This window comes from Flavobacterium sp. Arc2, from assembly GCF_041431385.1.
Classification (GTDB): Bacteria; Bacteroidota; Bacteroidia; order Flavobacteriales; family Flavobacteriaceae; genus Flavobacterium.
On sequence record NZ_JASMRH010000001.1, the window covers coordinates 89,728 to 116,491 of the forward strand.

Genomic DNA, 26,764 nt, shown 5'->3' on the forward strand with positions numbered 1-26,764 from the left:
GCTGGAATTTATGAGAAAAATAATCGCTTTACTGATTCTTGCAACTCTTTTTATTAGTTGTGGAAAAACAAAAAATGACAATCAAATTCAAGGTAAAATTGAAAAAGAGCAAATTGGCGTCGTGAGTAAAATTCCCGGTAAAATTTTAAAAATATATGTAAAAGAGGGGGATTTGGTAAAAAAAGGAGACACCTTAGCCATTTTGGACATTCCTGAAGTCGATGCAAAAAAGACTCAAGCGCAAGGGGCTTTGACTTCGGCAAACGCGCAATACGACATGGCCGTAAACGGAGCAACCGACAATCAAATCAAACAACTGGAAGCTAAAAAAAGAGGACTGAAAGAACAGTATGAATTTGCCCAAAAATCAATCAAACGACTAAGTAACATGCTAAAAGATTCATTAGTTTCACAGCAAACCTATGATGAAACGTTTGCAAAATACCAAGGGGCGCTAGCACAGTATAATGCCGTTCAAGCAGAATTAGACGATGCCAAAAACGGAGCAAGGAAAGAGCAGCAAACTATGGCACTTGGCCAACAAGACCGGGCTTTAGGTGCTTTGCAAGAAGTCAAAGCTGCAGATAAGGAACGATACGTGCTTGCACCGCAAGACATGAGCATTGAGACCATCACATTAAACCTAGGTGAACTGGCGTTACCAGGATATACATTATTTAATGGTTACATTACAAACAGTACGTATTTTCGTTTTACGATTCCAGAAAACAAATTAAGTAGAATAAAAAAAGGACAAGATATAAGCGTGCATGTTGTCTATAATAACAAAGACATCAAGGGAACGGTTACCACAATCAAGCAATTGGGAGCTTACGGAAATATTGCTACCGCTTACCCAGATTACGAAATGCAGGAAAGTTTATTTGAAATAAAAATAAGCCCAATAAACATTCAAGAAACCAAAGAATTAATTTCGAAAACAACAGTAACTTTAACACTATAACAATGCAAATTTTTTTAGATCTTCTCAAAAGAGAATTCAAGTTATTTTGGCAAAACAAAGTACTTCGACTGTTGTTTATTGGAGCTCCGCTGCTATATGGAATAATGTTAGGCTATGTTTATGAAAAAGGGAAAGTGACGAATTTACCAATACTGGTTGTGGATGAGGACCAAAGTGAAATGAGCGCAACAGCAATCCAAATGTTTGAAGATAATGAAGTGTTACATATTGCTTCTCTTCTTTACGACCAGAAAAACATTTCGGAAATTACCATTCAAAAAGACGCTGCCTGTGTGGTCATTATCCCCAAAGGATTTGAAAAAATGGTACTCACAAGGAAATACCCCGAGATTGTCACTATTGTAAATGCATCTAATATTTTGACGGCTAATTATGCATCATCAGCGATTCAACTTTGTTTGGGGACATTAAAAGTGGGAGTTCAACTAGAAACATTACGCAAACAAGGCGTCCCCGAAAAGATAATTAGCTCACAATATGAACCGTTTAAAACTACCTATATAAAAAAATACAATCGCAGTTCCAACTACATGTATTTTCTTTGGCCAGGAGTTTTGGGTGCCGTTTTGCAACAGGTTTTACTTCTTGGCCTAGCGCTTTCCTTTGCTTCAGAATTTGAACTAGGAACATTTAAAAATTTAATAGAAAAATGCCCCTCATTAATTAAATTGATTGCCGTAAAAATTATACCCTACTTAATAATGAGTTTTGGTCTTTGGATTTTATACTGGTTGTTTACGCTTTGGTTTAGAATCCCGGTTTATGACAACATCTTTCCGCTTACAATTGTTGCAGGAATTTTCATTGTTGCCACCAGTTTTATGGGGATTTTAGTCAGTATCATGATACCATCACAAATTAAAGCCACCGAAGTTTTGATGGTAGTTGCAACACCTAGTTTTATATTAAGTGGATTTACTTGGCCCTTAAGCCAGATGCCTATTTGGGTTCAAGAAGTTGCAAATGCGATTCCGCTAACTCATTTCTTAAAAGCTTTTCGGGTATTAATTATAGAAAGAGGAAACTTTTCGCAAACCCATGACTCCATTATCAATTTGTTAATTATAAGTTTTATATGTGGCATTCTCTCCTACATCGCTTTGTATTTTAAAAAGAAAAATGTTTTGAAAACCGAAGTTTAATCCAATAAAAAAGGCATAAGAATGAACTTACGCCTTTTTTGTCTCAATTTTATAAAAATTATTTCTCTATTTCTTTCATGCTATCCATTTTCTTATGTGCTAAGAAACCAGTTATATCTTCAAAATGCTCTACTACTCTTTTGTTTCCAAATTCAAAAACCTTCGTCGCTAGTCCGTCAAGGAAATCCCTGTCGTGAGAAACTAAGATTAAAGTTCCGTCAAAATCACGTAGTGCATCTTTAATGATGTCTTTCGTCTTCATGTCCAAGTGATTTGAAGGCTCATCCAGAATCAACAAGTTAACTGGCTCTAACAATAATTTAATCATTGCTAAACGTGTTTTCTCTCCTCCTGAAAGCACTTTTACTTTTTTAGTCACATCATCTCCGTGAAACATGAAAGCGCCTAAGATATCCTTAATTTTAGTTCTTACATCCCCTACTGCGATATCATCAATAGTTTCAAAAATAGTTGCATTCTCGTTTAATAAAGCAGCTTGATTTTGAGCAAAATAACCAATTTGCGCATTATGACCAATCTCCAGACTTCCCGCATCAATACCAATTTCTTTCATGATGGCTTTAATCATTGTCGACTTTCCTTCACCATTTTTTCCAACGAAAGCTACTTTTTCGCCTCTTTCGATAACAATATTAGCATCCTTGAAAACCACATGGTCTCCATAAGCTTTTGAAAGGTCTTTTACAATTACAGGGTATTGACCTGAACGAACTGCTGCAGGAAATTTTAATTTTAATGCCGAAGTATCTACTTCATCCACCTGCACTATAACCAACTTTTCTAACATCTTAACACGGGATTGAACGGCATCTGTTTTAGAAAAAGTCCCTTTAAAGCGGTCAATAAAAGTTCTATTGTCAGCAATCATACGTTGTTGTTCATCGTACGCTTTTTGCTGATGAATACGTCTGTCTTTACGCAATTCTAAATAATGGGAGTACTTCGCTTTATAATCATAAATACGCCCCATAGTAACTTCTATAGTACGATTTGTAATATTATCAACAAAAGCTCTATCATGGGAAATTACCACAACTGCTTTGGCCGAATTAATCAAGAAGTCTTCTAGCCATTGGATACTTTCAATATCCATGTGATTTGTAGGCTCATCCAGTAAAATCAAATCTGGTTTTTGCAAAAGGATTTTAGCTAACTCAATTCGCATTCTCCATCCTCCAGAAAATTCAGAAGTCTGTCTTGTAAAGTCCTCACGAACAAAACCCAACCCGATTAATATTTTCTCTACTTCAGCTTCATAGTTCACCTCTTCAATTGCATAGAATTTCTCGCTTAAGTCAGAAACGCGCTCAATCAATTTCATATATGCATCACTTTCATAATCCGTACGAATCGTCAATTGCTCGTTGATTTCATCTATCTCCGCTTTCATACCGAAAATTTCGCCAAATGCTTTAGAGGTTTCCTCCATAACAGTAGCTCCGTCAGTAGTTAACAAATGTTGAGGCAAATAAGCCACCACTGCTTCTTTTGGTGCTGAAATATTCCCTGTTGACGGCTTGCTTTGTCCGGCAATAATTTTAAGAAGTGTCGACTTTCCTGCTCCATTTTTACCCATTAGGGCAATCTTATCATTTTCATTTATAGCAAAAGAGACATCGCTAAAAAGGGTGGTTCCACCAAACTGTACTGAAATATCGTTAACTGTAATCATTGAATTGTAAATTTGTAGATTCGGCTATTCGTTACCATGAAAACCGATTTGTTTTAAAAAGTGCAAAGATAGATTAAATAAGTAGTTTGTTTGCAATAAAATAAAAGCTTCCAGAAACAGAATAAAGATCTGATCTCTGGAAGCTTTTAAAGGTCGTAACAAAAAAACTACTCTTGTTTATTTTTATTTATTGTATGCCATATATGCGCATTTGACACCCCAATATCTTCTGGATTAAAAACAGGGTCTTTGCCCGCCTTTCGTTGTTTTTCGTAATCCTTCAAGGCTAACAATGCAGGCTTTTGTAGAAGAATAATGGCAATAATATTAAACCACGCCATTAGTCCAACTCCTAAATCTCCAATATTCCAAGCTAATTTTGCTTGATTGATAGAGCCATACATAATCACGACCATCATTAATACTTTAAGTAAATGACTGTATATAGGAGAATTCAGATTCCTTGTCAAATAAGCGATGTTTGTTTCTGCAATATAGTAATAGGCCAAAATTGTAGTAAATGCGAAGAAAAATAATGCAATCGCAACAAAGTAAGAACCAAAACCAGGAAAAACACTATCCATGGCGCTTTGTGTAAACCCAGGGCCGGCAGAAACATTTTCTGCTCCCTGATATAAAAACTGCGTAGCACCATTAGCTCCTAACACAGGATTTTGAACATTGTATTTACCAGTGATTAGTAACATAAATCCAGTAGCTGAACAAACTAATAAAGTATCGATATAAACCGAGAATGATTGTACTAAACCTTGTTTAGTGGGATGCGAAACATTTGCTGCTGCTGCAATATGCGGTGCTGTACCCTGTCCTGCTTCATTAGAATAAATCCCTCTTTTTACACCCCATTGAATGGCTAAACCAAAAACAGCTCCAAAACCAGCTTCCATATTAAAAGCACTTCTAAAAACTAAAGCAACGACTCCTGGAAGTTGATCGATATCAATCGCAATGATCACCAATACTATAATAATGTAACCAATGGCCATTATTGGAACAACGAATTCAGTAAACTTGGCAATTCTTTTTACACCACCAAATACAATAGCACCAAATATTAACGCTACTACAATTCCTGATTTCCAAGTTTCTATTTCGAATGCATTCTGTATTCCGTCTGCCACAGAATTAGCTTGAACTCCTGGTAATAATACCCCTGCAGAAACGATAGAAACTATCGCAAACAAGATACCAAACCATTTCACTCCTAACCCTCTCTCAATATAAAAAGCAGGTCCACCACGAAATTCACCTAAATGTTTCTCTTTATAAATTTGTGCCAAAGTAGCTTCAACAAAAGCGGTGCTTGCCCCTAAAAAAGCAACCATCCACATCCAGAATAAAGCGCCAGGCCCTCCAAAAGCAATCGCCGTAGCTACCCCTGCAATATTCCCTGTACCCACTCTACCTGCAAGAGACATTGATAATGCCTGAAAAGAAGAAACTCCAGACTCAGAGCTTTTACCATCAAATAATAATCGGAACATCTCTTTGATATGACGCACTTGCAAGAAACGTGTTCTTATAGAAAAATAAAGCCCAGTTCCTAAACACAAAGCGATTAAAGCATTACTCCAAACAAAATCATTTAATACTCCAATAATCTCTTCCATAAATTTATTTTACATTAATAATTATCAAAAAAAGAGCAAAACAAACGTTTTGCAACTTTTTTTTGATAAAACTATAACATATGAATAAAAAAAACTAACGAACAGCTATATAAAATAACAGAAACTGATTATTTAACTAAAAAAAACTCACCAATAAAAAGAGTGCTTTTTAAACAAAACCCCTACTTTTAACAAAATACTCAATGTTTATTGAAATAATTATCAAAAACCAACAACTCTCACAACAAAAAAATGCTTCATTAGTAGATAATGAAGCATTTTAAATATTTTACAAATAGATTAAAGCATTTATTCTTTTCTCCATTTTTTTGTCTCTTCGAACACATGCTCTAAAATTGCCGCTTCTTTCTCGTCAAAATCTAAATTTCTACGACTCATTACGATTCTTGCCGTTTCAAATGCTTTTTTAGTGATGTAAGTAGAAAAACCAGAAGCACCACCCCAAGAAAAACTCGGTACAAAATTACGCGGAAAGCCACTACCAAAAATGTTTGCACTAACCCCTATTACGGTTCCTGTATTAAACATGGTATTAATTCCACACTTACTGTGATCCCCCATCATCAACCCACAAAACTGCAGTCCGGTTTTAGCAAAACCTTCTGTTTCATAACTCCATAGTTTTACTTCTTCATAGTTGTTTTTCAGATTCGAATTATTACTGTCAGCGCCAATGTTACACCATTCTCCCAGTACTGAATTTCCCAAAAAGCCATCATGTCCTTTATTAGAATAAGCTGAAATAACAGAGTTGTTTATCTCTCCGCCTATTCTAGAGTAAGGTCCTACAGTAGTAGCACCATATACTTTGGCCGCCATTTTAACTACAGCGCCTTCACACAAGGCAAATGGCCCGCGGATTACGGAACCTTCCATAATCTCAGCATCCTTCCCTATATAAATAGGGCCTGAAGAAGCATTTAAAGTAACAAACTCTAGCTTTGCTCCTTCTTCGATAAATATATTTTCGTGCCCAAGTACATTGACACTTTTCGGAATTGGTTTTGATTTTCTATCTGCCGTCAAAAATTCGAAGTCTTCGCGAATCGCAGCATCATTTTTTGAGAAAATATCCCAAGTATGCATCACAGTTAAACAGTCATCATTGTATTCAATAATCTCATAAGAATCAAAATTAACTTCTTCCTGATTTTCATCTGTATAAAATGCAACAACTTCTTCTCCTTTAAAGATAACTTGATTTGGCTCTAAATTGATCACCATTTCGACCAGAACAGCATTAGGAAGAAAAGAAGCATTAATCATTACATTCTCTTCTAACTCTACCATTGGATATTTATCTGATAAATATTCCTCAGTTAATGTTGTAGTAGTAGAACCCAAATGCATTTCCCATTTTTGACGAATTGTCATAATCCCAATTAGAATATCAGCTACAGGACGCGTAAAAGTAAAAGGCAACAAGGCATTTCGAGCGGGTCCGTCAAAAAGTATGTAATTCATAATATTTATATTTGTGGAGGGTCAAGTCTCAACTTGGCCGTACATTAATTTATTTTTAAATAAAGCTCAAAGTTACAAAGTTTTCAAATAGATAAAAATAAAAAAGCCTCCCAATAAGGAAGGCTTTAGTATGTTTAAAAACAAGCTACAATTATTTAGCGTGTTTAGCGTATTTAGTTTTGAACTTGTCAATACGTCCTGCAGTATCGATAAGTTTGTTTTTTCCTGTGTAAAAAGGGTGAGATGTTCTAGAGATCTCTAATTTTACAACTGGGTATTCAACACCGTCAACTGTAATTGTTTCTCTTGTATCCGCAGCAGATTTAGTGATAAAAACGTCTTCATTCGACATGTCTTTAAATGCAACTAATCTGTAATTTTCTGGGTGCGTACCTTTTTTCATCTTTTTTTATTTGTTTGGCTATAACTTGTTTTGAAGCTTTTCTTTCGACAGAAAAGGTGTAAACTCATTATAACTTTTTGTTTTACACTATTATTTTGAGTGTGCAAATTTACAATTATTTTTCAATAAACAAATCTTTGTTTCATTTTTTTTATTAAATCGTAAAAACTGTTTTTTGTAGCCCAATATATCGGGAATTGTTATATTTGTGGATTAATAAATAAAGTCTCTATGGAAAAAAGTGTATCCCCAGGCAAGTCTGGACTAGTATATGGTGTGTTATTTGGTGTTATAATGGTTCTCGAATTTGTAATTATGTACATAATAGGTATGCGATCCTTAGTAGGAACGAGCGCCGGAGTGATTGTCAACATTGCTAATTACTTAATACTACCCTTACTATTCATCTATTTAGGATGCATCAACTATAAGAAAAATTTAAATAACGGCTTCATTTCCTTTGGTGAATGTCTAAAGGTAGGAGTATCTATCACATTTATAGCAGGACTAGTATATGGTATATTTAATATTGTCTTTAATTATGTTTTTCCTGAGTTTATTAATGAGATGATTTCTATTTCTAAAGATGCAATGATTAAACAAAACCCTAACATAACGAGTTCTGATATGGAAACGGGACTTGCAATGATGAAAAAATTCATGAATCCTCTAATTGTCTTTCCAGTTACAATTGCAATGTATTCGTTTATTGGATTGATTTATTCGTTAATTGTTGGTGCAATTGTAAAAAACCAAAATCCCCAAAGCCTTTAATTAATGAATTTATCCATACTCATACCCCTTCTTAACGAGGAAGAATCACTAAAAGAGCTTTATACCTGGATTATTAAAGTGATGCAATCGAACAATTATTCCTATGAAATCATTTTTTTAGATGATGGTAGTACGGACAATTCCTGGTCGATTATCGAAGAATTTGCAGCTGAAAACCCAAATGTAAAAGGAATCCGTTTCATGAAAAACTTTGGCAAATCCCAAGCTTTACACGCTGGTTTTGCTAAAGCAAAAGGCGATGTTATCATAACAATGGATGCCGACTTACAAGATAGTCCTGAAGAAATTCCGGGACTATACAATATGATTACTTCCCAAAACTTTGATTTAGTTTCTGGCTGGAAAAAGAAGCGCTACGATTCTGTGGTCGCTAAAAACCTACCTTCAAAATTATTCAATTGGGCAGCCAGAAAAACGTCTGGCGTAGAGCTAAACGATTTCAATTGCGGGTTAAAAGCCTATAAAAACATAGTCGTAAAAAACATTGAAGTTTCGGGCGAAATGCACCGATACATTCCGGTTTTGGCAAAAAATGCCGGTTTTGGGAAAATTGGAGAAAAAGTGGTACAGCATCAAGCTAGAAAATACGGGGAAACTAAATTTGGAATGGAACGTTTCATAAATGGCTTCCTAGATTTAATTACGATTTGGTTTCTTTCCCGTTTTGGAAAAAGACCAATGCATTTATTTGGAGCCATGGGATCATTAATGTTTATTATTGGTTTTTTATTGGCAGGATACATTGGAGTATCAAAACTATACCATATGTATTTAAACATGCGCTATAGCTTAGTTACTAATAATCCATGGTTTTTTATTGCCTTAACTACAATGGTACTGGGTACTCAATTGTTTTTGGCAGGATTTCTTGGCGAAATAATTTTACGCACAAAAAGCAACGAAGAACGCTATAAAATTTCGAGTGAAGTTAATTTATAACTCGACACTGACAGTATCGACATAATACGCTATAATTGAACACATAGAGCGTACCAACGATTCGAGAATAGGAAGTTGCTTCAAAAACGAAAGCTGACAATGCAGTCAGTATTTTTAAAATTTAAACTAAAAGCTTAAAACATATATAAATGGAAATCAAACAAAACATTTTGAATGCGGCAAACGAATGGTTAACTCCAACATTTGATGCAGCAACACAGTTAGCTGTAAAAGAATTAAAAGCTGGTTCTCCAAAAGAACTAGAAGAGAGCTTCTATAAAGATCTTGAATTTGGAACTGGCGGAATGCGCGGTGTAATGGGCGTTGGAAACAATAGAATCAATAAATACACCCTTGGAAAGAGTACTCAAGGACTTTCTGATTACTTACACAAAGCTTTTCCTAATCAACCTCTAAAAGCTGCTATCGCTTACGACTGTCGTCATAACAGTGATACTTTAGCAAAAATAGTTGCCGATGTTTTCTCTGCAAACGGAATAGAAGTATTTTTATTTTCAGAATTAAGACCAACACCAGAATTATCATTTGCCGTTAAGCATTTAGGATGTCAATGCGGAATTGTACTTACAGCATCTCACAATCCTCCTGAATATAACGGATACAAAGTATACTGGGAAGATGGCGGACAAATTGTTCCCCCAGAAGATGCAGCAATTATAGGTACTATCGAAAAGCTAAACTTCAATCAAATTAAGTTTGAGGCTAATGAAGATTTAATTCATTATATAGGTGCCGAAGTAGATGCCGCTTTCATAAAGTCATCTATTGAAAACGCAAGTTTTAACACTCCCGCTGAAGCGAAAGAAAACCTAAATGTTGTTTTTACTTCATTGCACGGGACTTCCATAACACTAGTTCCTGACACTTTATCACAAGCGGGTTACACCAATGTGCATATTGTAGAAGAGCAAAGAGTTCCAAACGGTGATTTCCCAACTGTAAAATCTCCAAATCCAGAAGAGCCAGAAGCCTTGACGATGGCTTTAGCTTTAGCTGATAAAACAAATGCAGATATCGTTATTGGGACTGATCCTGATTGTGACCGTTTAGGAGTTGCTGTTCGTAATAACGAAGGTCAAATGACTTTGTTAAACGGAAATCAAACTATGATTTTGATGACTGCTTTTCTATTAGAAAAATGGAAAAATGCAGGTAAACTAAATGGAAATCAATTTGTTGGTTCGACGATTGTCTCTACTCCAATGATGATGGAATTAGCTACAAACTACGGCGTAGAATGCAAAATTGGATTGACTGGTTTTAAATGGATTGCCAAAATGATCAAAGATTTTCCTGCTCAGGAATTCATTGGTGGTGGCGAAGAAAGTTTTGGTTATATGGTAGGCGATGCAGTACGTGATAAAGATGCCGTTGCCGCTACCCTATTAATATGTGAATTAGCTGCGCAAGCAAAAGCTAAAGGAAGTACCGTTTATAAAGAGTTATTGCAATTATACGTTGATAACGGATTCTACAAAGAGTTCTTAGTTTCTATCACCAAAAAAGGAATCGAAGGACTGCAAGAAATAAATCAAATGATGATTGACTTGCGTGAAAACCCATTAAAAGAAATCAACGGACAAAGAGTGATAATAGTCGAAGATTACCAATCTTCTATAGCAAAGAACATATTAGACGGTTCAGAAACTACAATGGACATTCCTAAATCGAATGTTTTAATTTATTACACAGAAGACGGATCTAAAATTTGTGCGAGACCAAGCGGAACGGAGCCTAAAATAAAATTCTATATCAGCGTCAATACTATATTAGATTCAGTTGATGATTTCAAAGAAGTAGAAGCTGTTTTAGATCAAAAAATTAAAAATATTATTATTGCAATGCAATTGAACTAATGGATAAAAGTTTATTAAAATTAATACCTTATACAAAACCATATAAGTCACATATCATCTGGAATGTGGTGTACAATGTTTTATACGCATTGTTTAGCACTATTTCTATGCTTACGCTACTCCCCGTACTTGAAGTACTTTTTGGCAAAACAAAAGCAGTACTAACTAAACCAGTATATACAGGAATAGGAGACATAAAGCAGTTTGGTACGGATTATATGTATTACCAAATTTCAGCACTTACAAAAGAGAACAGCATTCAAGTTGCGCTTTTATTTGTAGTCTTAATGGTAATAACCACATTTTTACTAAAAAACGTATTTAATTATTTGGCTTCACATCATATTATGCACCTGAAGAATGGTGTTTTAAGAGATTTGAGAAAATCTATGTATAATAAAATCATAGAATTGCCTATATCTTACTATTCTGAAAAAAGAAAAGGAGATATCATGGCACGTATGCTTGGTGATGTCAACGAAGTACAGAATTCGTTTTTCTCCATTCTAGAACTAGTTGTAAAAGAACCGCTTACTATTGTTTTTGCATTAGCAACGATGTTTATAATAAGTACAAAACTAACTTTGTTTGTTTTAATTTTCATGCCTATTTCAGGATGGATTATTTCAAAATTAGCCAAAAACTTACGAGCAAAATCATTGCAAGCACAAAAAGAAAGTGGATTCTTAATTTCTATTGTTGATGAAACTTTAGGAGGATTGAAAGTAATCAAAAGTTATAATGCTGAACCTAATTTCAAAAATAGATTTAATGATTCGGTAACGAGATTATTAAATTTAACGAATAGCATAGGAAGTAGAAACAATCTAGCCACGCCATTAAGTGAATTTCTAGGAGTCACAACCATAGCCGTTTTACTTTTCTATGGTGGTAATTTAGTTCTTATCGAAAAAACGCTAGATGGATCTGCTTTTATTGTCTATCTAACATTGGCATTCAATATTCTTACCCCGGCCAAAGCAATCTCTAAAGCATCGTATTCCGTAAAAAATGGATTAGCGGCTGCAGAGCGCGTTTTTGAAGTTTTGGAAGTGGAAAACGAAATTACATCGAAAGAAAATGCCATTGTAAAAAATACTTTTGAGTCAGACATCACGATCAAAAACATTAACTTCAAATACGAAGACGAAAATGTCTTAAAAGACTTTTCACTTCAAGTTAAAAAAGGACAAACGGTAGCACTGGTAGGACAATCAGGTAGCGGAAAAAGCACCATTGCTAATCTATTGACCCGTTTTTATGATGTCAATGAAGGGATAATCAGTATCGATGGAATAAACATACAAGACCTAAACCTACAGTCTCTTCGTGGACTAATGGGGCTGGTTACGCAAGACAGCATTTTATTTAATGACACTATAAAAGCAAATATTTCATTAGGAAAACTAGATGCTACAGATGATGAAATTATTGAGGCCTTAAAAATTGCTAATGCTTATGAATTCGTACAAGAATTACCAAAAGGCATTCACACTAACATTGGAGACAGCGGAAATAAACTTTCTGGTGGTCAAAAACAAAGACTTTCAATCGCTCGTGCAGTTTTAAAAAATCCTCCAATTATGATTTTGGATGAGGCTACATCAGCACTAGATACCGAAAGCGAAAAATTTGTTCAGATAGCCTTGGAAAACATGATGCAAAACAGAACGTCTATTGTAATTGCTCACCGTCTTTCGACCATTCAAAAAGCAGATACTATTATAGTGATGCAAAAAGGAAAAATTGTAGAACAAGGGAACCATGACGAATTAATGGCGCTGAATGGAATGTACAATAAATTAGTTACTATGCAGTCATTTGAATAATGGCTGTTAATTTTTTTGTTCAAGGTTTATCCATCAAGTATAATCTTTAAATTATTTAGTTTTTAAATCTTTAAACGAAAAAAATGTATCTAAACAACCCGAATATTAAACTCCCCGACGACCCTGACACGATTATATGGAAGTATTTAGACCTATCTAAATTTTTAGATTTGTTAATGTCCAGAAAACTTTTCATGTCACGCTCTGATAAATTCGAGGATCAATACGAAGGTACTTTTAGCGAACCTACCTATGAAGAAATCAGAAAACTATCTATCGATAATCCTGATTTTTTAAAATTTTACAAAACACACCGTGAAAAAGTAGCAATTAGCAGTTGGCATATCAACGAATATGAATCCTTTGCCATGTGGCAAATATTTACTCAAAATAGTGAAGGACTCGCGATACAATCCACAATAGGACGATTACAAAATGCACTTGCACCCGAAAACAATTACAAACAGTATATTGGTGAGGTAAATTATATTGATTACAAAAAAGAATACATCCCTTTTGACGATATGTTTTTCCCGTTTTTATTTAAAAGAAAAAGCTTTCAATACGAGCGGGAAGTACGTATTATCTCGGATGTCGCCGAAAAAAGTAACATTACGTTAAATGACGGCTTAAAAATCAATGTGGATCTCAGTCAACTAATTGAAAAAATCTACATCCACCCAAAATCAGAAAACTGGTATAAAAACCTAGTTATTCAATTAGTGAAACAACTTGGTTTTGATTTTACTATTGAAAAATCAGACTTGGAGAGTGATATCCTAATTTAGTATTTCGCTACTATTTTAAATTGGTTCGTAGCTAGATACTTTCCAGTCATTATTTGACAGATCGATATAGTTGTAATGTACCACGTCATTTTTATCAAATTGCCCATTTTTATTTGTGTCTTCAACTGTTCTAAAATACAATCGGCTTTTAGAATCGATTAAACTCCAATCAATCAATTCCTCTAAATCTGCTGACACTTTTGTAAATCGCTCTCCGCTAATATCACTTAAGTATAAGGATTTAATATCACTGCTATCTAATTTCCCATCTCTGTTCGTATCCGTATCAAACATAGTGTAAACCATAATTTGTTTTTTAGCTCTATCAGAAACAGACTTTAAATAAGTTGCCGTTTGAATTAAAGCAGGTTTATCAGTTAATGGTCGTATCGAATCAGAATCGGTTTTTTGAAATTTTAAGTTTTGTAAATAACCGGTAATCTCATTTTCACCATAGTTAGAAATCGTAAAACTCAAATCAATAACACTAGAAGATCCATATCTTGCTTTTGTTCCTCTTTCATAAACTCTTAAGTCTCCTACTGGATGAATCAAATAATCAGTCCCTTCCATCTGAATAGGTAAATCAGAAATGGCTACTTGTGTAGAATCTACCTTAGAGATACCTTTCCCTTTATTGGCAGCATCATAAATTACTTTAGGCTTTTCCACTTCTTCCTTACAACTGGCTAGAAGCAAAACAATACTACTTAATAGGGCTATATGTAATTTTTTCATAGTGATGTAATATTAAAATAAATTCAAATGTAATGATTTTTAAAAATGGTTCTGATATTTATAACCAATTTATATGATAAAATGGATGCTTACCGAAAGCTACTCCTAACTCTAAACTACAACCTGGCACTCAACTTAACATTGAAAACCCTAGTAGTCATATAATTTGGAATTGCATATTCGTTTTTAGAATAAACATCTCGCACCCACGTATTCGTAATTGCATTTTGATTGTTAAAAAGATTAAAAATCTCTAATCCTATAGCAAGCTCTTTAAAATTCCCTAGCCAATTTGTCTTTGGTGTCCCTGAAGTATTATCCAATAACACTTTTGAAAATCCCACATCTACCCTACGATAATCATTTAATCTATTTTGATACAAATAAGGATCTGCGTAAGATGGCGAACCTCCGGTTAATCCTGTATTGTAAACCAGATTCAAATAGATTTTCATACTTGGAATATTAGGCATATAATCCTGGAATAAAAGCCCGAATTTCAGTCGTTGGTCAGTAGGTCTAGCAATATAACCTCTATTTTCACTATTTTCTTCTGTTTTTAGATAACCAAAACTAAACCAAGACTCTGTTCCGGGAACAAATTCACCATTCAATCTAAAATCTAATCCCTGCGCATAGGCTTTGGCAACATTAGAAGCAGCATAACGTATTCTAACATTATCAATTGTATAGGTATTTACATCTGTAAGTGATTTATAATACAACTCTGAAACAAGTTTAAAAGGACGATCCCACATTTTAAAACTATAATCGTTGCTTAAAACAAAATGAATCGATTTTTGTGCTTTTACATTAGGTTGTACCGCTCCATTAGCACCCCTCAGTTCTCTATAAAATGGTGGCTGATAATACACACCTCCTGAAACTCTAAAAACCATATCTTTTTCCCAATCCGGTTTTATAGCAAATTGTGCTCGCGGACTAAAGGTAGTTTGGGCAGATCCATTTACATTCTCGCCTGCAACTTCCCAGTTATGGATTCGCACTCCTGCATTGTACCATACTTCATTGCTGCCTATCATATCTTTTCGGCTCCATTGCCCATAACCGGAGAATCTATTGATCGTATTAAAATTAGTAGCACGTACATTTTGATAAGGAAGCAGTGGCCCATTATAAGTTGAGTTCGGCTGTTCGTTAACAGGTAAATCAATAATTGGAGGATTTATTGAAAAACCAGCTGAATCAATTACTTCCCACTCTACTACTCTATCCCGAATCGATTCACGGGTATATTTAATCCCCCATTCGAATTGGTTTTTTCTCCAATCATGAAACCCTTTTATTTCGGTATTTACGATCAGTGCATCCAAATCATTTCGAGCATGATTGAGTTGACTACCAATACCTCGCGTGAAAGCAACATCACCATAGGTTTCTGATCCAATATTTGAATCCACTTCCCCTAAACGATATTGAGCAAAAACATCAAAATGCTCTTGTTCTATAGTATGAAAAACCGAACCAATGAATTTTAATGTAAATGAATCAGTTGCTTTGAATGTTGTTTTAAAAGCACCAAAATAAGTATCGTATTTATCTTTTTCCTGTCCTTCATAATACACAGTAAGCGACATCGGATTATCTAAGGTACCAAATTTAGTTTGTCGTGTTACTGGCTGATATTGGTATTTATTTTGGGAGATATTCCCTAGAAAACTCCAATGCCATTTTGGCGAAGCCTCATAATTAATATTCGTTTGCACATCAACAAATGCAGGCGTAAAATTAGTTTGAGTATCTTGGCTATTTACTAAAAGGCTATTATTTCTATAGCGAACCCCGGTAATTGCACTCCATTTTTTATTTTTCGAAATTGCATCTAGGGAGAGGCTGCCGCCAAGAAAACTCGCTTCAAGTGTAGCACCAAATTGTGTTGGTTTCCGATACGTGATATCTAATACGGAAGATAGTTTATCTCCAAATTTTGCTTGAAAACCACCTGCCGAGAATTCTACGTTTTGAACTAAATCAGTATTAGTGAAACTCAACCCTTCCTGTTGTCCAGAACGGATTAGAAAAGGTCTATAAATCTCGATCTCATTTACATAAACTAAATTCTCATCGTAATTTCCTCCTCTAACAGCATATTGCGTACTGAGTTCATTATTAGAGTTTACGCCTGGTAGTGTTTTTAAAATATTTTCGATACCGGCATTCGCTCCGGGAATTTTCCGGATTACCTCAGGTGCAATAGTAACAATTCCTTGAACTTGTTTCTTGTTGTTTGTAGTAACGATAATTTCGCCCATTTGTTCTTCCCGCTCATTCATAACCAGGTTAAACTCATAGTCTTCATTCCTTTTTAATGTAAGATAAACCGTTGCTTTCTTTAAAGATACATGGCTAAAAATAACAGCTACCCTTTGATTTACCGGTACCCTAATAATATAAAAACCATTTTTAATAGATTGCGTTCTGTTTCCTGCGACTGTAACATTTACATTCTCTACCGGTTGATTATTTTTATCAAGAATAATTCCCTTAACGTGTGCGAATTGTGCAAACGAAGGCAAGCTTATGTATAAAGTTATAAAAACAAAAACTATTTTAATGATCCTCAAGATGTGCTATATTATTATTTTTGACTTCTAAAAAAATGAGTCTCAAAGATAGTAGAATTCCCTACATTATCAGTGACAACCACTTTTAAATCATTAGCACCTTCAGCCACAATACCATCACTAAAATCATGTGTGATTTTTCTAGTTTTATTATCGTACTCAAATAAAATCCAATTACCGTTCAAATATCCATTATAGCTCTTAATTCCTGAACCACTGTCATTAATTGAAAGCTGAATCGTTTTTTGCGTACTCAACCACCTACCTTCAATTGATTTACCAATAGAAATTGTTGGTGCAGTAGTATCCATTGCCAAGGTGTAATTACCTAATGATCTTACTTTAGCTGTAAATACGTTATCCTTTGTCGAGGTACTATTATAACCCACTCTCCCGCTTTTACTAATATCTGCAATAAAAACTTTCTCCTTTTGACTTTCCGAATATTTACCGTCGTCCTCTATTGTAATTGTAAAATTGGAATGCACAGGAACTGACTCGTCATGAAGGTATAAAGTACCGTCTTTTACATTAAAGTTCATATCAAAATCTTCATAAAAGGTTCCCGCAGGGAAGAATACTGACATGTTATTTTTAACAAAACTATTGTCTTTATTTACTTTTACAAAATAATTAGAAACTACAGCTTCTTTATCAACAATGGTAGTAGACAAGTCATAACTAATCGGAATAGAAACTGTTGTTGTATTCCCCTGAAAATCGGAAACTTCAATACGATACACAGAGGTTAAGTTAGGGACTACAGTAACAACTCCATTTGTTTCATCTGTCTTAATAAAACTTAATTTATAAGGATTAGCCATAAATAGTTTTTGCACCCTCTGCGAAGTCGTTTTATACCTTGGATAATCAATTAAAGCATTGATATAACGCATTTCGTCAAATGAATAGGTATCGAATTGATAACCAAAATTAGGTTTTCCATTTAAATAGGTCTGCACTTTATAAATTCCGTTTCTATTACCCGAAACATTATCATAATCTACAGCTGTGATCCCAAAACCAATTTTACCATTAGCAACCACCTTATTCGCTAGATAGCTACCGTCTTTTTGTAAAGACAAATTTAATAATAAGGGACGTTTAGATTGATTTACTGAAGTTTTACCATCAACCGGATACACATAAACAGCGGAAACCGAAGGTTTTTTAGTGTCTTTGATGTCTTTATCAAAACCAAATAACATAGGGTTGATAATTTTTTCTGTTTTGCTATCGCGAAATTCAAAATGTAGATGAGGCCCTTCTGAAGATCCTGTATTTCCAGATAAAGCAATCGTTTGGCCTTTTTTGACAACCAATTCATTTGGTTTCAAAAACATTTCTATCTCAAATGATTTTTCATTATAATGTGTCTTATAGATATAGCTTTCAATTTCACCTGTAGCTCTTTGAAGATGACAATAAACAGAGGTATAGCCATTGGGGTGAGTAATGTAAATCGCCTTACCATTACCGAAGGTAGATATCTTTATTCTGGATACATAACCGTCCGCAACTGCATGCACCTCTAAGCCTTCCCGTTGCAAGGTCCTAAAATCAAAACCCGAATGAAAATGATTAGGCCGCAGTTCACCAAAATTACCTGACAATTGCATAGGAGTCTCTAGAGGATGACTAAAATAATCCTTTGGATACTCTGTTTGTGCAAGAATAGAGCCCGATAAAAATAGAATAAAAACTAAAAATTTCATGGTATACATTTTTGCTAAGGTAAAAAAAAGTAATTTATTCTCCTTTATAAAATAATACATTTCGTAACCGTTTAAAGTACAACAATTTGCTTATTTTTTAATAAAAAAACGAATAATATATTGTAATAATAAAAAGTAATACTAAATTTGTAATATTAAGTAATGAATAGGATAAATAATGAGTGTAATTGCAGAAATAATTGATACTCTTGAAAATAAAGTTGAAAAACTAATTCTAAAAATAAAACGTTTAGATCATAATACTCAAGAATTAAAAATCGAATTAACAAAATCTGCACACATCATACAAACTCAATCAAATGAGATTGAAGCGTTAAAAGCGCAATATGAGACACTTAAGATTGCCAACTCATTATTAGGCAGTGACGATAATAAAAGAGATACGAAGCTTAAAATAAATTCATTAATTCGGGAAATTGATTACTGTATAGCACAGCTATCTGATTAGTAAAACATATGGACGAAAAGCTTAAAATTAAAATATCAATCGCAGACAGAGTCTATCCATTAACGGTAGATCTTTCTCAGGAAGAAGGACTTAGGAGTGCTTCTAAAAAAATTGATGTAATGATGAAGCAGTTTGAAGAAAATTATGCTGTAAGAGATAAGCAGGATGTATTAGCCATGTGTGCTTTGCAATTTGCTTCTCAAGTAGAGCAAAAACAAATAGATAATACGATCAATGGTGATGAGACTATTGAAAGAATTAAAAAATTGAATGCACTTTTAGATCAATATCTCGACAATTAAACGTTCTTTACAGAAACTAAGATATTGCCTACATTAGTTCACATTTGGTAAACTCAACACTAACATTTTAGAATGAGCGAATCATCACTACTAAAGCATGCCACGCCTAGGCGAGGAAACTTGAACAGTGAGTTAGCTCAAAACTTGTCTTTTCGAGTTTATTCAATCAACCTAATGTAGGCTTTTTTTATATATAAATTTTAACAAACATGGACATATTAACGATCGTTATTTCAGGAATTATAGGTATTGCAGCGGGTTTTGGAATCGCAAAAATTATAGAAAAAAGCAATATTTCTAATCTTATTAAAAACGCAAAAAAAGAAGCTTCATCCATCTTAAAAGATGCTAACCTTGAAGCCGAGAATATAAAGAAAGATAAAATCCTTCAGGCAAAAGAAAAATTTATTGAATTAAAATCAGAACACGAACAAGTAATTCTGACTAGAGACAAGAAAGTAGCCGAAGTTGAAAAAAGAATCAGAGACAAAGAATCCCAAGTTTCTAACGAATTATCTAAGGCTAAAAAAGTTAACGACGATTTTGAAACAAAAACGACTGAGTACACTGCTAAAATTGAAGTTTTAGACAAAAGACAAACGGAGGTTGACAAACTTCATAAAAGTCAATTACAACAACTTGAAGTAATTTCAGGCTTATCTGCTGAAGAAGCTAAAAATCAATTAGTAGAAGGCTTAAAAGCAGAAGCTAAAACTAAAGCGATGTCTCATATTCAAGATACAATTGAAGAGGCTAAGCTAACAGCTCAACAAGAAGCTAAGAAAATCATAATAAACACTATCCAAAGAGTGGGGACAGAAGAAGCGGTAGAAAACTGTGTATCTGTATTCAATATAGAATCTGATGATGTTAAAGGTAGAATTATTGGTCGTGAAGGACGTAATATTAGAGCATTGGAAGCTGCTACAGGAGTAGAAATCATTGTTGATGATACACCAGAAGCTATTATCCTTTCTTGTTTTGATCCTGTACGTAGAGAAATTGCACGTTTAGCTTTGCACAAACTAGTAACGGACGGACGTATTCACCCTGCCCGTATTGAAGAAGTTGTTGCTAAAACAGCCAAACAAATTGATGATGAAATTATAGAAGTTGGAAAACGTACCGTTATCGATTTAGGAATTCATGGACTACACCCTGAATTAATAAAAGTAGTGGGACGTATGAAATACCGTTCGTCTTACGGACAAAACTTATTACAACACTCCCGTGAAGTTTCTAAACTTTGTGGAATCATGGCAGCAGAATTAGGTCTGAATGTAAAATTAGCTAAAAGAGCTGGTTTGTTGCATGATATCGGTAAAGTGCCAGATGCAGAAAGCGATTTACCTCATGCTTTATTAGGTATGCAATGGGCTGAAAAATATGGTGAAAAAGAAGAAGTATGTAATGCTATCGGAGCCCACCACGATGAAATAGAAATGAAATCTTTATTGTCTCCAATAATCCAGGTTTGTGATGCCATTTCAGGTGCAAGACCAGGTGCAAGAAGACAAGTATTAGACTCTTATATTCAACGTCTGAAAGACTTAGAAGAAGTAGCATACGGATTTACTGGTGTTAAAAATGCTTATGCAATTCAAGCTGGTAGAGAACTTAGAGTTATTGTAGAAAGCGAAAAAGTGTCAGATGACAACGCAGCAACACTATCTTTTGAAATTTCACAAAAAATTCAAACAGAAATGACTTATCCAGGTCAGGTTAAAGTAACAGTAATTAGAGAAACGAGAGCAGTTAATATCGCTAAGTAATCCTCCCCTAGCCCCTCCAAAGGAGGGGAATAAAGAAAAAGACCTATCGAATTATGATTCAATAGGTCTTTTTTTTGCTTTTTTATTCCTGTAAAGCCGTATTTCGATACTGTATTTTTCTATGGACAATCAAGAATTCTTTCGAGGATGAAAATTATTTATCACTTCCGTTAAAAACTTCCGATCCAAATGCAAATAGATCTCTGTTGTAGTAATCGATTCATGTCCTAACATCAATTGAATTGAACGCAGGTCTGCACCATTTTCAAGAAGATGTGTCGCAAAAGAATGCCGAAAGGTATGTGGACTTATTTTTTTACGTAGCTCTATTTTAACCGCTAAGTCTTTGATAATTGTAAAAATCATGGCTCTTGTGAGTTGGCCTCCCCTCCTATTCAAAAACAAAACATCCCCATGCTCTTTCTTTATATTCAGATGAATCCTAATGGTGTCTTTATAGATATGAATATACTTTTGTGCTAATTCCCCTATAGGCACAAAACGTTGCTTATTCCCTTTCCCTGTGACTTTAATAAAGCCCTCGTCAAAGAATAAGTCGGAGATTTTTAAAGACACTAATTCTGAAACTCGAAGACCACAACCATAAAGAGTTTCTAGCATCGCTCGATTGCGCTCTCCTTCATTTGAAGTCAAATCAATTGCCCTGATCAACGCATCAATTTCATCAACAGAAAGGGTATCTGGCAATTTTCTACCCGTTTTAGGAGATTCAATTAACTCCATAGGGTTATCTATTCGATAATCTTCAAAAATCAAGTACCCAAAGAAGCTTTTAAGACCTGAAATTATCCTAGCCTGAGATCTTGGATTAACCTGACTTGAAACTGCATAAATAAATTGCTGAACCGTTTCTTCAGAAATTTTGAAGGGAGAAACGATAATTTGATTATCGTCTAAAAACTGACACAAACGCTCAATATCAAAAGTATAATTGTCAATTGTATTTTTTGACAAGCCTCTTTCAATACGAAGATAGGATTGATAATTTTTAATATCGCTATTCCAGTTCATACTACAAATAAACGAATTTTTAGTGCATAAAAAAATATTTGAACCAAAGCCATCAATCGATTATGAGGTGTTGGTATCAAAATGCGGACACTTCTTTTAAATTTTCTATAGTGATAAAAACTGATCTGCTTAGATAGCGAGCAAAACCTATAATTAACCACAATTAGACTCAAAGAGAAAAACCACCTAACTAAGAAGCTCAAAGTTAGTGATTGACTGATTCATTTATCAAAACATAATTCCAAATTCAATCTAAGAATAACTTTTTAACAGATGGGTATTATATAAAATAAATTTACAATTACACAACAAATTTGCGAATCTAGAGTTTTATCTTGCATCAAAAATAAACTTCAATTTTAAAATTTATGAAAAAGACAATTCTATTCGCTGCATTACTACTTGGAACGACAATGATTTCTCAAGCACAATCAATTCGATTTGGTGTAAAAGGTGGAATCAATTATGCTAACCAAAATGGAACAGACATTACTTTAAATTCTGAAAATTATAATACTGAAGAAGCAATAACTAGCTACCACGCTGGTATAGTTGCTGAAATTAAATTATTTAAAAACTTTGCTATTCAGCCAGAGCTTTTATACTCTACTCAAGGAGCAACTTATAAAAATGCAACAGAGGAATTCAAAAATGAATTAGGATATATTTCGATTCCTGTAGTTGCAAAAATATACTTAAACAACAGTCTTTCTTTGGAAGCAGGTCCTCAAGCATCTTTCTTATTAAGCGAAAGAAATAAATTTGACTATAAAGAATCTGAAACTTTTGAATTTGCTGGTGTAGTAGGTTTAGGGTTACAAGTTACCAACAATTTATTTTTACAAGCTAGATATGGTCTAGGACTAACCGAAGCGAGTAAAGATGCACAAACAAAAAATTCAACATTTCAAATTTCAGCTGGAATACTTTTCTAAAAAAATCCCTGACAAAATAATACAAAACCGTTCTATAATTAGAACGGTTTTTTTATTTTTACAAAAACAAGAACTATGAAAATTTGCATTATCAATGGCCCAAATCTTAACTTACTAGGCAAAAGAGAGCCCGAAGTTTATGGCAGTCTTACTTTTGAAGAATACTTTACTTCATTACAGATCAAATTCCCCACTATAGAGTTCAGCTATTTCCAAAGCAACATAGAAGGAGAGTTAATTGATAAAATTCAAGAATATGGTTTTACCTATGATGGAATTATTTTAAATGCTGGTGCTTACACACATACTTCGATTGGAATTGGTGACGCTATTAAAGCTATAACAACTCCTGTTATTGAAGTCCATATTTCGAACACTTATTCACGTGAAAGTTTTAGACATCAATCTTATATTTCAGGAAATGCAAAAGGAGTAATACTAGGCTTTGGATTACAAAGTTATGAATTGGCTATAGTATCGTTTATAAAATAATCGCCATATAAAAAGTACAACAATAAAAAAATGGGTCAGACGATATAGTCTGACCCATTTTTTTATTCATTTTTCCCTTTTCAACGCTCCCTGTGTGGCTCCACATGTATTAAAACATGTCCTAATTCAGGAAGTTCTTTTAAGAGTCTATCTTGTAACTTATGAGATATATCATGCCCTTCTCTAACTGAAATATTGCCACTTACAATTGCGTGTAAGTCTACGTGATATTTCATTCCGGCTTTTCTGATGAAACATTTTTCAGTATCAATAACCCCTTCAACCTGAGTTGACACTTCTCTAATATTTTCAATTAAATCATCATATACATGTTCATCCATTATCTCCCCAAGCGCTGGCCTAAAAATAAGATACGCATTAAACAAGATAAATCCTGAAGCAAAAAGTGCCGCCCAGTCATCTGCCGACTCATATCCTTTACCCAATATTAAAGCGATTGCAATCCCAATAAACGCGGCAACTGAAGTAATTGCATCACTCCTATGATGCCAGGCATCTGCTTTTAATGACGAACTATTAGTTTCTACACTTCTTTTCATAACTAATCGAAAAGAATATTCTTTCCAAATAATTATTCCGCCAAGTACGAAAAGAGTCCATGGTTTAGGTAAATCATGTGGCATTCGAATATTTGAAATGCTTTCATAAGCAATAATAGTAGCCGAAGTTATTAGAAAACCAACAACTATAAAGGTGATCAATGGCTCTGCACGACCATGTCCATATGGATGGTTTTTATCTGGCGGTCTGTTTGAATATTTGATTCCAAACAACACTAAAAATGATGCAAAAATATCTGTCGTAGACTCAATAGCATCAGCAATTAAGGCATATGAATTGCCAAAAAAGCCTGCCATCCCTTTGATAAGGGCTAGGCAGGCATTTCCAACAATACTGAAATAAGTTGCTTTTACAGCAGTTTGTTCATTCGTCATTACTTGTTGTTACATTTTTTTATTCAACACGAACAATATTTGCACCAATGGCTCTTAATCGTTCGTCAATTCTTTCATAACCACGATCAATTTGCTCAATATTTTGTATCGTACTTGTTCCTTTTGCCGAAAGCGCTGCAATCAATAAAGAAATACCCGCACGAATATCTGGTGAAGACATGGTCGTCGCTTTCAATTGTGATTGAAAATCATGCCCCATAACTACAGCTCTATGTGGATCGCACAACATAATTTTTGCCCCCATATCGATTAGTTTATCAACAAAGAATAATCGGCTTTCAAACATTTTTTGATGTATCAAAACATCTCCTTTGGCTTGGGTTGCCACAACCAAAACAATGCTCAACAAATCAGGTGTAAATCCTGGCCAAGGCGCATCGGCAACAGTAAGAATAGAACCGTCAATATCTGTTTTAATTTCATATCCATCTACATGAGATGGGATATATATATCATCACCCCTGCGTTCTAATGTGATTCCTAATTTTCTGAATGTACTTGGAATCACACCTAGGTTATCCCAACTTACATCTTTAATTGTAATCTCACTTTTTGTCATCGCAGCCAATCCAATCCAGCTACCAATTTCAATCATGTCAGGCAGAATTCTGTGTTCACAACCACCTAAGCTTTCTACTCCTTCAATAGTTAATAGATTCGAGCCAACACCCGTTATCTTAGCTCCCATCGAGTTTAGCATTTTACAAAGTTGCTGTAAATAAGGCTCACAGGCAGCATTATAAATAGTCGTTTTTCCTTTTGCCAAAACTGCAGCCATTACTATATTAGCAGTTCCAGTTACAGACGCCTCATCAAGTAGCATATCTGCTCCCTTCAATCCATCTGGAGCCTCAACTCCATAAAAATGGTCTTCTCTATTGTAGCGGAATTTCGCCCCTAAATTGATAAAACCTTCAAAATGCGTATCTAATCTTCTTCTTCCAATTTTATCTCCACCTGGTTTTGGAATATATCCTTTACCAAAACGGGCCAAAAGCGGACCAACAATCATAATAGAACCGCGTAACGAGCCTCCTTCTTTTTTAAATGCTTCCGTTTCTAAATAACCAACATTTACATCATCTGCTTGGAAACTATAAGAACCCGGTCCGTTTTTTTGAATTTTCACACCCAAATTTTCTAACAACGTGATTAATTTATTGATATCAATAATATCAGGAATGTTGTTGATTGTTACTTTTTCAGGAGTTAAAAGAACAGCACATAAAATTTGCAACGCTTCGTTTTTTGCTCCTTGTGGAGTGATTTCACCTTTTAGCCTAATGCCTCCTTCTATTTTGAAAATTCCCATATGATTGTAGTAAGATTTATGTAATACATTTAAATTGCTCGGATTTTCTTAGAAAATTACTCTCCAATCGAGATCCTAATTTAAAACATTACTATTTCTGATTATTATTGTTTTTTGTGTATGTTTTTGATTTGCCCGTTTTTGTGTTTTTATTGCTTTGTATTTTTGGTTGTCCGACAGGCAAAATTTTATTCGATATTCGTTTGTTTGTTCGCAACAAATCCGTTGTACTTATTAGTTCTTCCGTACTTTGGATCATGTTTAATTTACCATCTGAAAGTTCATATAAATGCTCAAAAATAACGTCATCTTTAACGGTGTCTTTGTTCCAGCTTAGGTAGGATTTCTTCATGTGATTTGCGATCACTTTAACTAGCGCATTTTTCATGTCGCCGTCCTCCCATTTATTGGCAACATCAATCATGTACTTAATGTTGTTCCCGTAATACCTGTATTTTGGAAAATTCTGTGGGTATTGTAGCACGTCTGGTTTAAGTTGCAAAACTTCACGAGATGGTATTGGGTAAGGGGACTCTACATCTAATTTAAAATCAGACATAATAAAAAGTTGATCCCATAATTTATGTTGAAAATCTAATACGTCACGTAAATGAGGATTCAAACTACCCATTACTTGAATGATGTACTTTGCGGCTTTATTTCGCTCTTCTGCATCCTCTATCGCGGTAGCCTGCTCAATAAGTTTTTGTAGATGACGACCATATTCAGGAATAATTAAATGCGATCTCTCCGCATTATATTCTAAATGGTGAACGACATCGTTCGCGATTTCTTTTTGGTATTTTGAATTCATAAGTGAATTTAATTTTGAATCTATGTTACAGTCTGACATAAAGCAGCGACAAAT

The 26,764-nt window shown here is 34.3% G+C and carries 23 protein-coding genes and 1 other RNA gene; 13 read left to right on the forward strand and 11 right to left on the reverse strand.

Annotation, left to right across the window (positions count from 1 at the left end):
- The first annotated feature begins 10 nt into the window (after positions 1–10).
- Entirely contained in the window at positions 11–964 is a 954-nt protein-coding gene (locus tag QO182_RS00470) for an HlyD family secretion protein (RefSeq protein ID WP_371559309.1), read from the forward strand.
- Positions 965–966: 2 nt separating this feature from the next.
- A complete protein-coding gene (locus QO182_RS00475; RefSeq protein WP_371541137.1) occupies positions 967–2,127 on the forward strand; it encodes an ABC transporter permease in 1,161 nt (386 codons plus the stop codon).
- Between the two features lie 58 nt (positions 2,128–2,185).
- On the opposite strand, the gene QO182_RS00480 is transcribed toward QO182_RS00475, so the two are convergent.
- The 4 genes from QO182_RS00480 to QO182_RS00495 form a co-directional block, all read right to left on the reverse strand.
- Entirely contained in the window at positions 2,186–3,820 is a 1,635-nt protein-coding gene (locus tag QO182_RS00480) for an ABC-F family ATP-binding cassette domain-containing protein (protein WP_371541135.1), read from the reverse strand.
- A gap of 167 nt (positions 3,821–3,987) precedes the next feature.
- Positions 3,988–5,451 carry an alanine/glycine:cation symporter family protein gene (locus QO182_RS00485; RefSeq protein ID WP_371541134.1) on the reverse strand — a complete coding sequence of 488 codons (1,464 nt, stop codon included), beginning with the start codon at positions 5,449–5,451 and terminating at the stop codon, positions 3,988–3,990.
- Positions 5,452–5,760: 309 nt separating this feature from the next.
- Positions 5,761–6,936: a GlmU family protein gene (locus QO182_RS00490; protein WP_371541133.1), complete on the reverse strand. Its 1,176-nt coding sequence runs from the start codon at positions 6,934–6,936 to the stop codon at positions 5,761–5,763.
- Between the two features lie 151 nt (positions 6,937–7,087).
- Positions 7,088–7,339: a type B 50S ribosomal protein L31 gene (locus QO182_RS00495; RefSeq protein WP_371541132.1), complete on the reverse strand. Its 252-nt coding sequence runs from the start codon at positions 7,337–7,339 to the stop codon at positions 7,088–7,090.
- Between the two features lie 231 nt (positions 7,340–7,570).
- On the opposite strand from QO182_RS00495, the gene QO182_RS00500 reads away from it, so the two are divergent.
- From QO182_RS00500 to QO182_RS00520, 5 genes are all read left to right on the forward strand, one after another.
- A complete protein-coding gene (locus QO182_RS00500; protein WP_371559310.1) occupies positions 7,571–8,113 on the forward strand; it encodes a DUF4199 domain-containing protein in 543 nt (180 codons plus the stop codon).
- Between the two features lie 3 nt (positions 8,114–8,116).
- Positions 8,117–9,073, forward strand: coding sequence for a glycosyltransferase family 2 protein (locus QO182_RS00505; protein WP_371541129.1), 957 nt, complete (start codon positions 8,117–8,119; stop codon positions 9,071–9,073).
- A gap of 149 nt (positions 9,074–9,222) precedes the next feature.
- Positions 9,223–10,950 carry a phospho-sugar mutase gene (locus QO182_RS00510; protein WP_371541128.1) on the forward strand — a complete coding sequence of 576 codons (1,728 nt, stop codon included), beginning with the start codon at positions 9,223–9,225 and terminating at the stop codon, positions 10,948–10,950.
- Positions 10,950–12,779, forward strand: a complete 1,830-nt coding sequence (locus QO182_RS00515; RefSeq protein ID WP_371541126.1) for an ABC transporter ATP-binding protein — start codon at positions 10,950–10,952, stop codon at positions 12,777–12,779. The genes QO182_RS00510 and QO182_RS00515 overlap by 1 nt, the downstream gene beginning before the upstream one ends.
- 83 nt (positions 12,780–12,862) lie before the next feature.
- The gene (locus QO182_RS00520) at positions 12,863–13,567 is read left to right on the forward strand and encodes a hypothetical protein (protein WP_371559311.1); all 705 of its coding nucleotides are present in this window, start codon (positions 12,863–12,865) and stop codon (positions 13,565–13,567) included.
- 15 nt (positions 13,568–13,582) lie between these two features.
- Here the strand turns inward: QO182_RS00520 and QO182_RS00525 are convergent, their stop codons facing one another.
- The 3 genes from QO182_RS00525 to QO182_RS00535 form a co-directional block, all read right to left on the reverse strand.
- On the reverse strand, positions 13,583–14,305 hold the full coding sequence (locus tag QO182_RS00525; protein ID WP_371541124.1) for a hypothetical protein: 723 nt from the start codon (positions 14,303–14,305) through the stop codon (positions 13,583–13,585).
- Positions 14,306–14,421: 116 nt separating this feature from the next.
- On the reverse strand, positions 14,422–16,884 hold the full coding sequence (locus tag QO182_RS00530; protein ID WP_371541266.1) for a TonB-dependent receptor plug domain-containing protein: 2,463 nt from the start codon (positions 16,882–16,884) through the stop codon (positions 14,422–14,424).
- A gap of 20 nt (positions 16,885–16,904) precedes the next feature.
- Complete coding sequence (locus QO182_RS00535; protein ID WP_371559313.1) at positions 16,905–18,605, reverse strand: M23 family metallopeptidase; 1,701 nt, start codon at positions 18,603–18,605, stop codon at positions 16,905–16,907.
- Positions 18,606–18,783: 178 nt separating this feature from the next.
- Between QO182_RS00535 and QO182_RS00540 the strand changes: the two genes are divergently transcribed.
- From QO182_RS00540 to rny, 4 genes are all read left to right on the forward strand, one after another.
- Positions 18,784–19,074: a hypothetical protein gene (locus QO182_RS00540; protein WP_371541120.1), complete on the forward strand. Its 291-nt coding sequence runs from the start codon at positions 18,784–18,786 to the stop codon at positions 19,072–19,074.
- Between the two features lie 8 nt (positions 19,075–19,082).
- A complete protein-coding gene (locus QO182_RS00545; RefSeq protein ID WP_091092450.1) occupies positions 19,083–19,376 on the forward strand; it encodes a cell division protein ZapA in 294 nt (97 codons plus the stop codon).
- 51 nt (positions 19,377–19,427) lie between these two features.
- Positions 19,428–19,536, forward strand: a non-coding RNA gene (ssrS, locus tag QO182_RS00550) — 6S RNA.
- A 49-nt stretch (positions 19,537–19,585) separates the two neighbouring features.
- Positions 19,586–21,148: a ribonuclease Y gene (gene rny / locus QO182_RS00555; RefSeq protein WP_371541118.1), complete on the forward strand. Its 1,563-nt coding sequence runs from the start codon at positions 19,586–19,588 to the stop codon at positions 21,146–21,148.
- A 129-nt stretch (positions 21,149–21,277) separates the two neighbouring features.
- On the opposite strand, the gene xerD is transcribed toward rny, so the two are convergent.
- Complete coding sequence (gene xerD / locus QO182_RS00560) at positions 21,278–22,180, reverse strand: site-specific tyrosine recombinase XerD (protein WP_371541117.1); 903 nt, start codon at positions 22,178–22,180, stop codon at positions 21,278–21,280.
- Positions 22,181–22,548: 368 nt separating this feature from the next.
- Between xerD and QO182_RS00565 the strand changes: the two genes are divergently transcribed.
- Positions 22,549–23,115: a porin family protein gene (locus tag QO182_RS00565; protein ID WP_371541115.1), complete on the forward strand. Its 567-nt coding sequence runs from the start codon at positions 22,549–22,551 to the stop codon at positions 23,113–23,115.
- Positions 23,116–23,190: 75 nt separating this feature from the next.
- A complete protein-coding gene (aroQ, locus tag QO182_RS00570) occupies positions 23,191–23,607 on the forward strand; it encodes a type II 3-dehydroquinate dehydratase (protein ID WP_371559316.1) in 417 nt (138 codons plus the stop codon).
- An 80-nt stretch (positions 23,608–23,687) separates the two neighbouring features.
- On the opposite strand, the gene QO182_RS00575 is transcribed toward aroQ, so the two are convergent.
- The 3 genes from QO182_RS00575 to QO182_RS00585 form a co-directional block, all read right to left on the reverse strand.
- A complete protein-coding gene (locus QO182_RS00575) occupies positions 23,688–24,563 on the reverse strand; it encodes a cation diffusion facilitator family transporter (RefSeq protein WP_371541112.1) in 876 nt (291 codons plus the stop codon).
- A gap of 19 nt (positions 24,564–24,582) precedes the next feature.
- Positions 24,583–25,896 carry a UDP-N-acetylglucosamine 1-carboxyvinyltransferase gene (murA, locus tag QO182_RS00580; protein WP_371541110.1) on the reverse strand — a complete coding sequence of 438 codons (1,314 nt, stop codon included), beginning with the start codon at positions 25,894–25,896 and terminating at the stop codon, positions 24,583–24,585.
- Between the two features lie 91 nt (positions 25,897–25,987).
- Entirely contained in the window at positions 25,988–26,710 is a 723-nt protein-coding gene (locus QO182_RS00585) for a DUF4290 domain-containing protein (RefSeq protein WP_371541108.1), read from the reverse strand.
- Positions 26,711–26,764 lie beyond the last annotated feature (54 nt).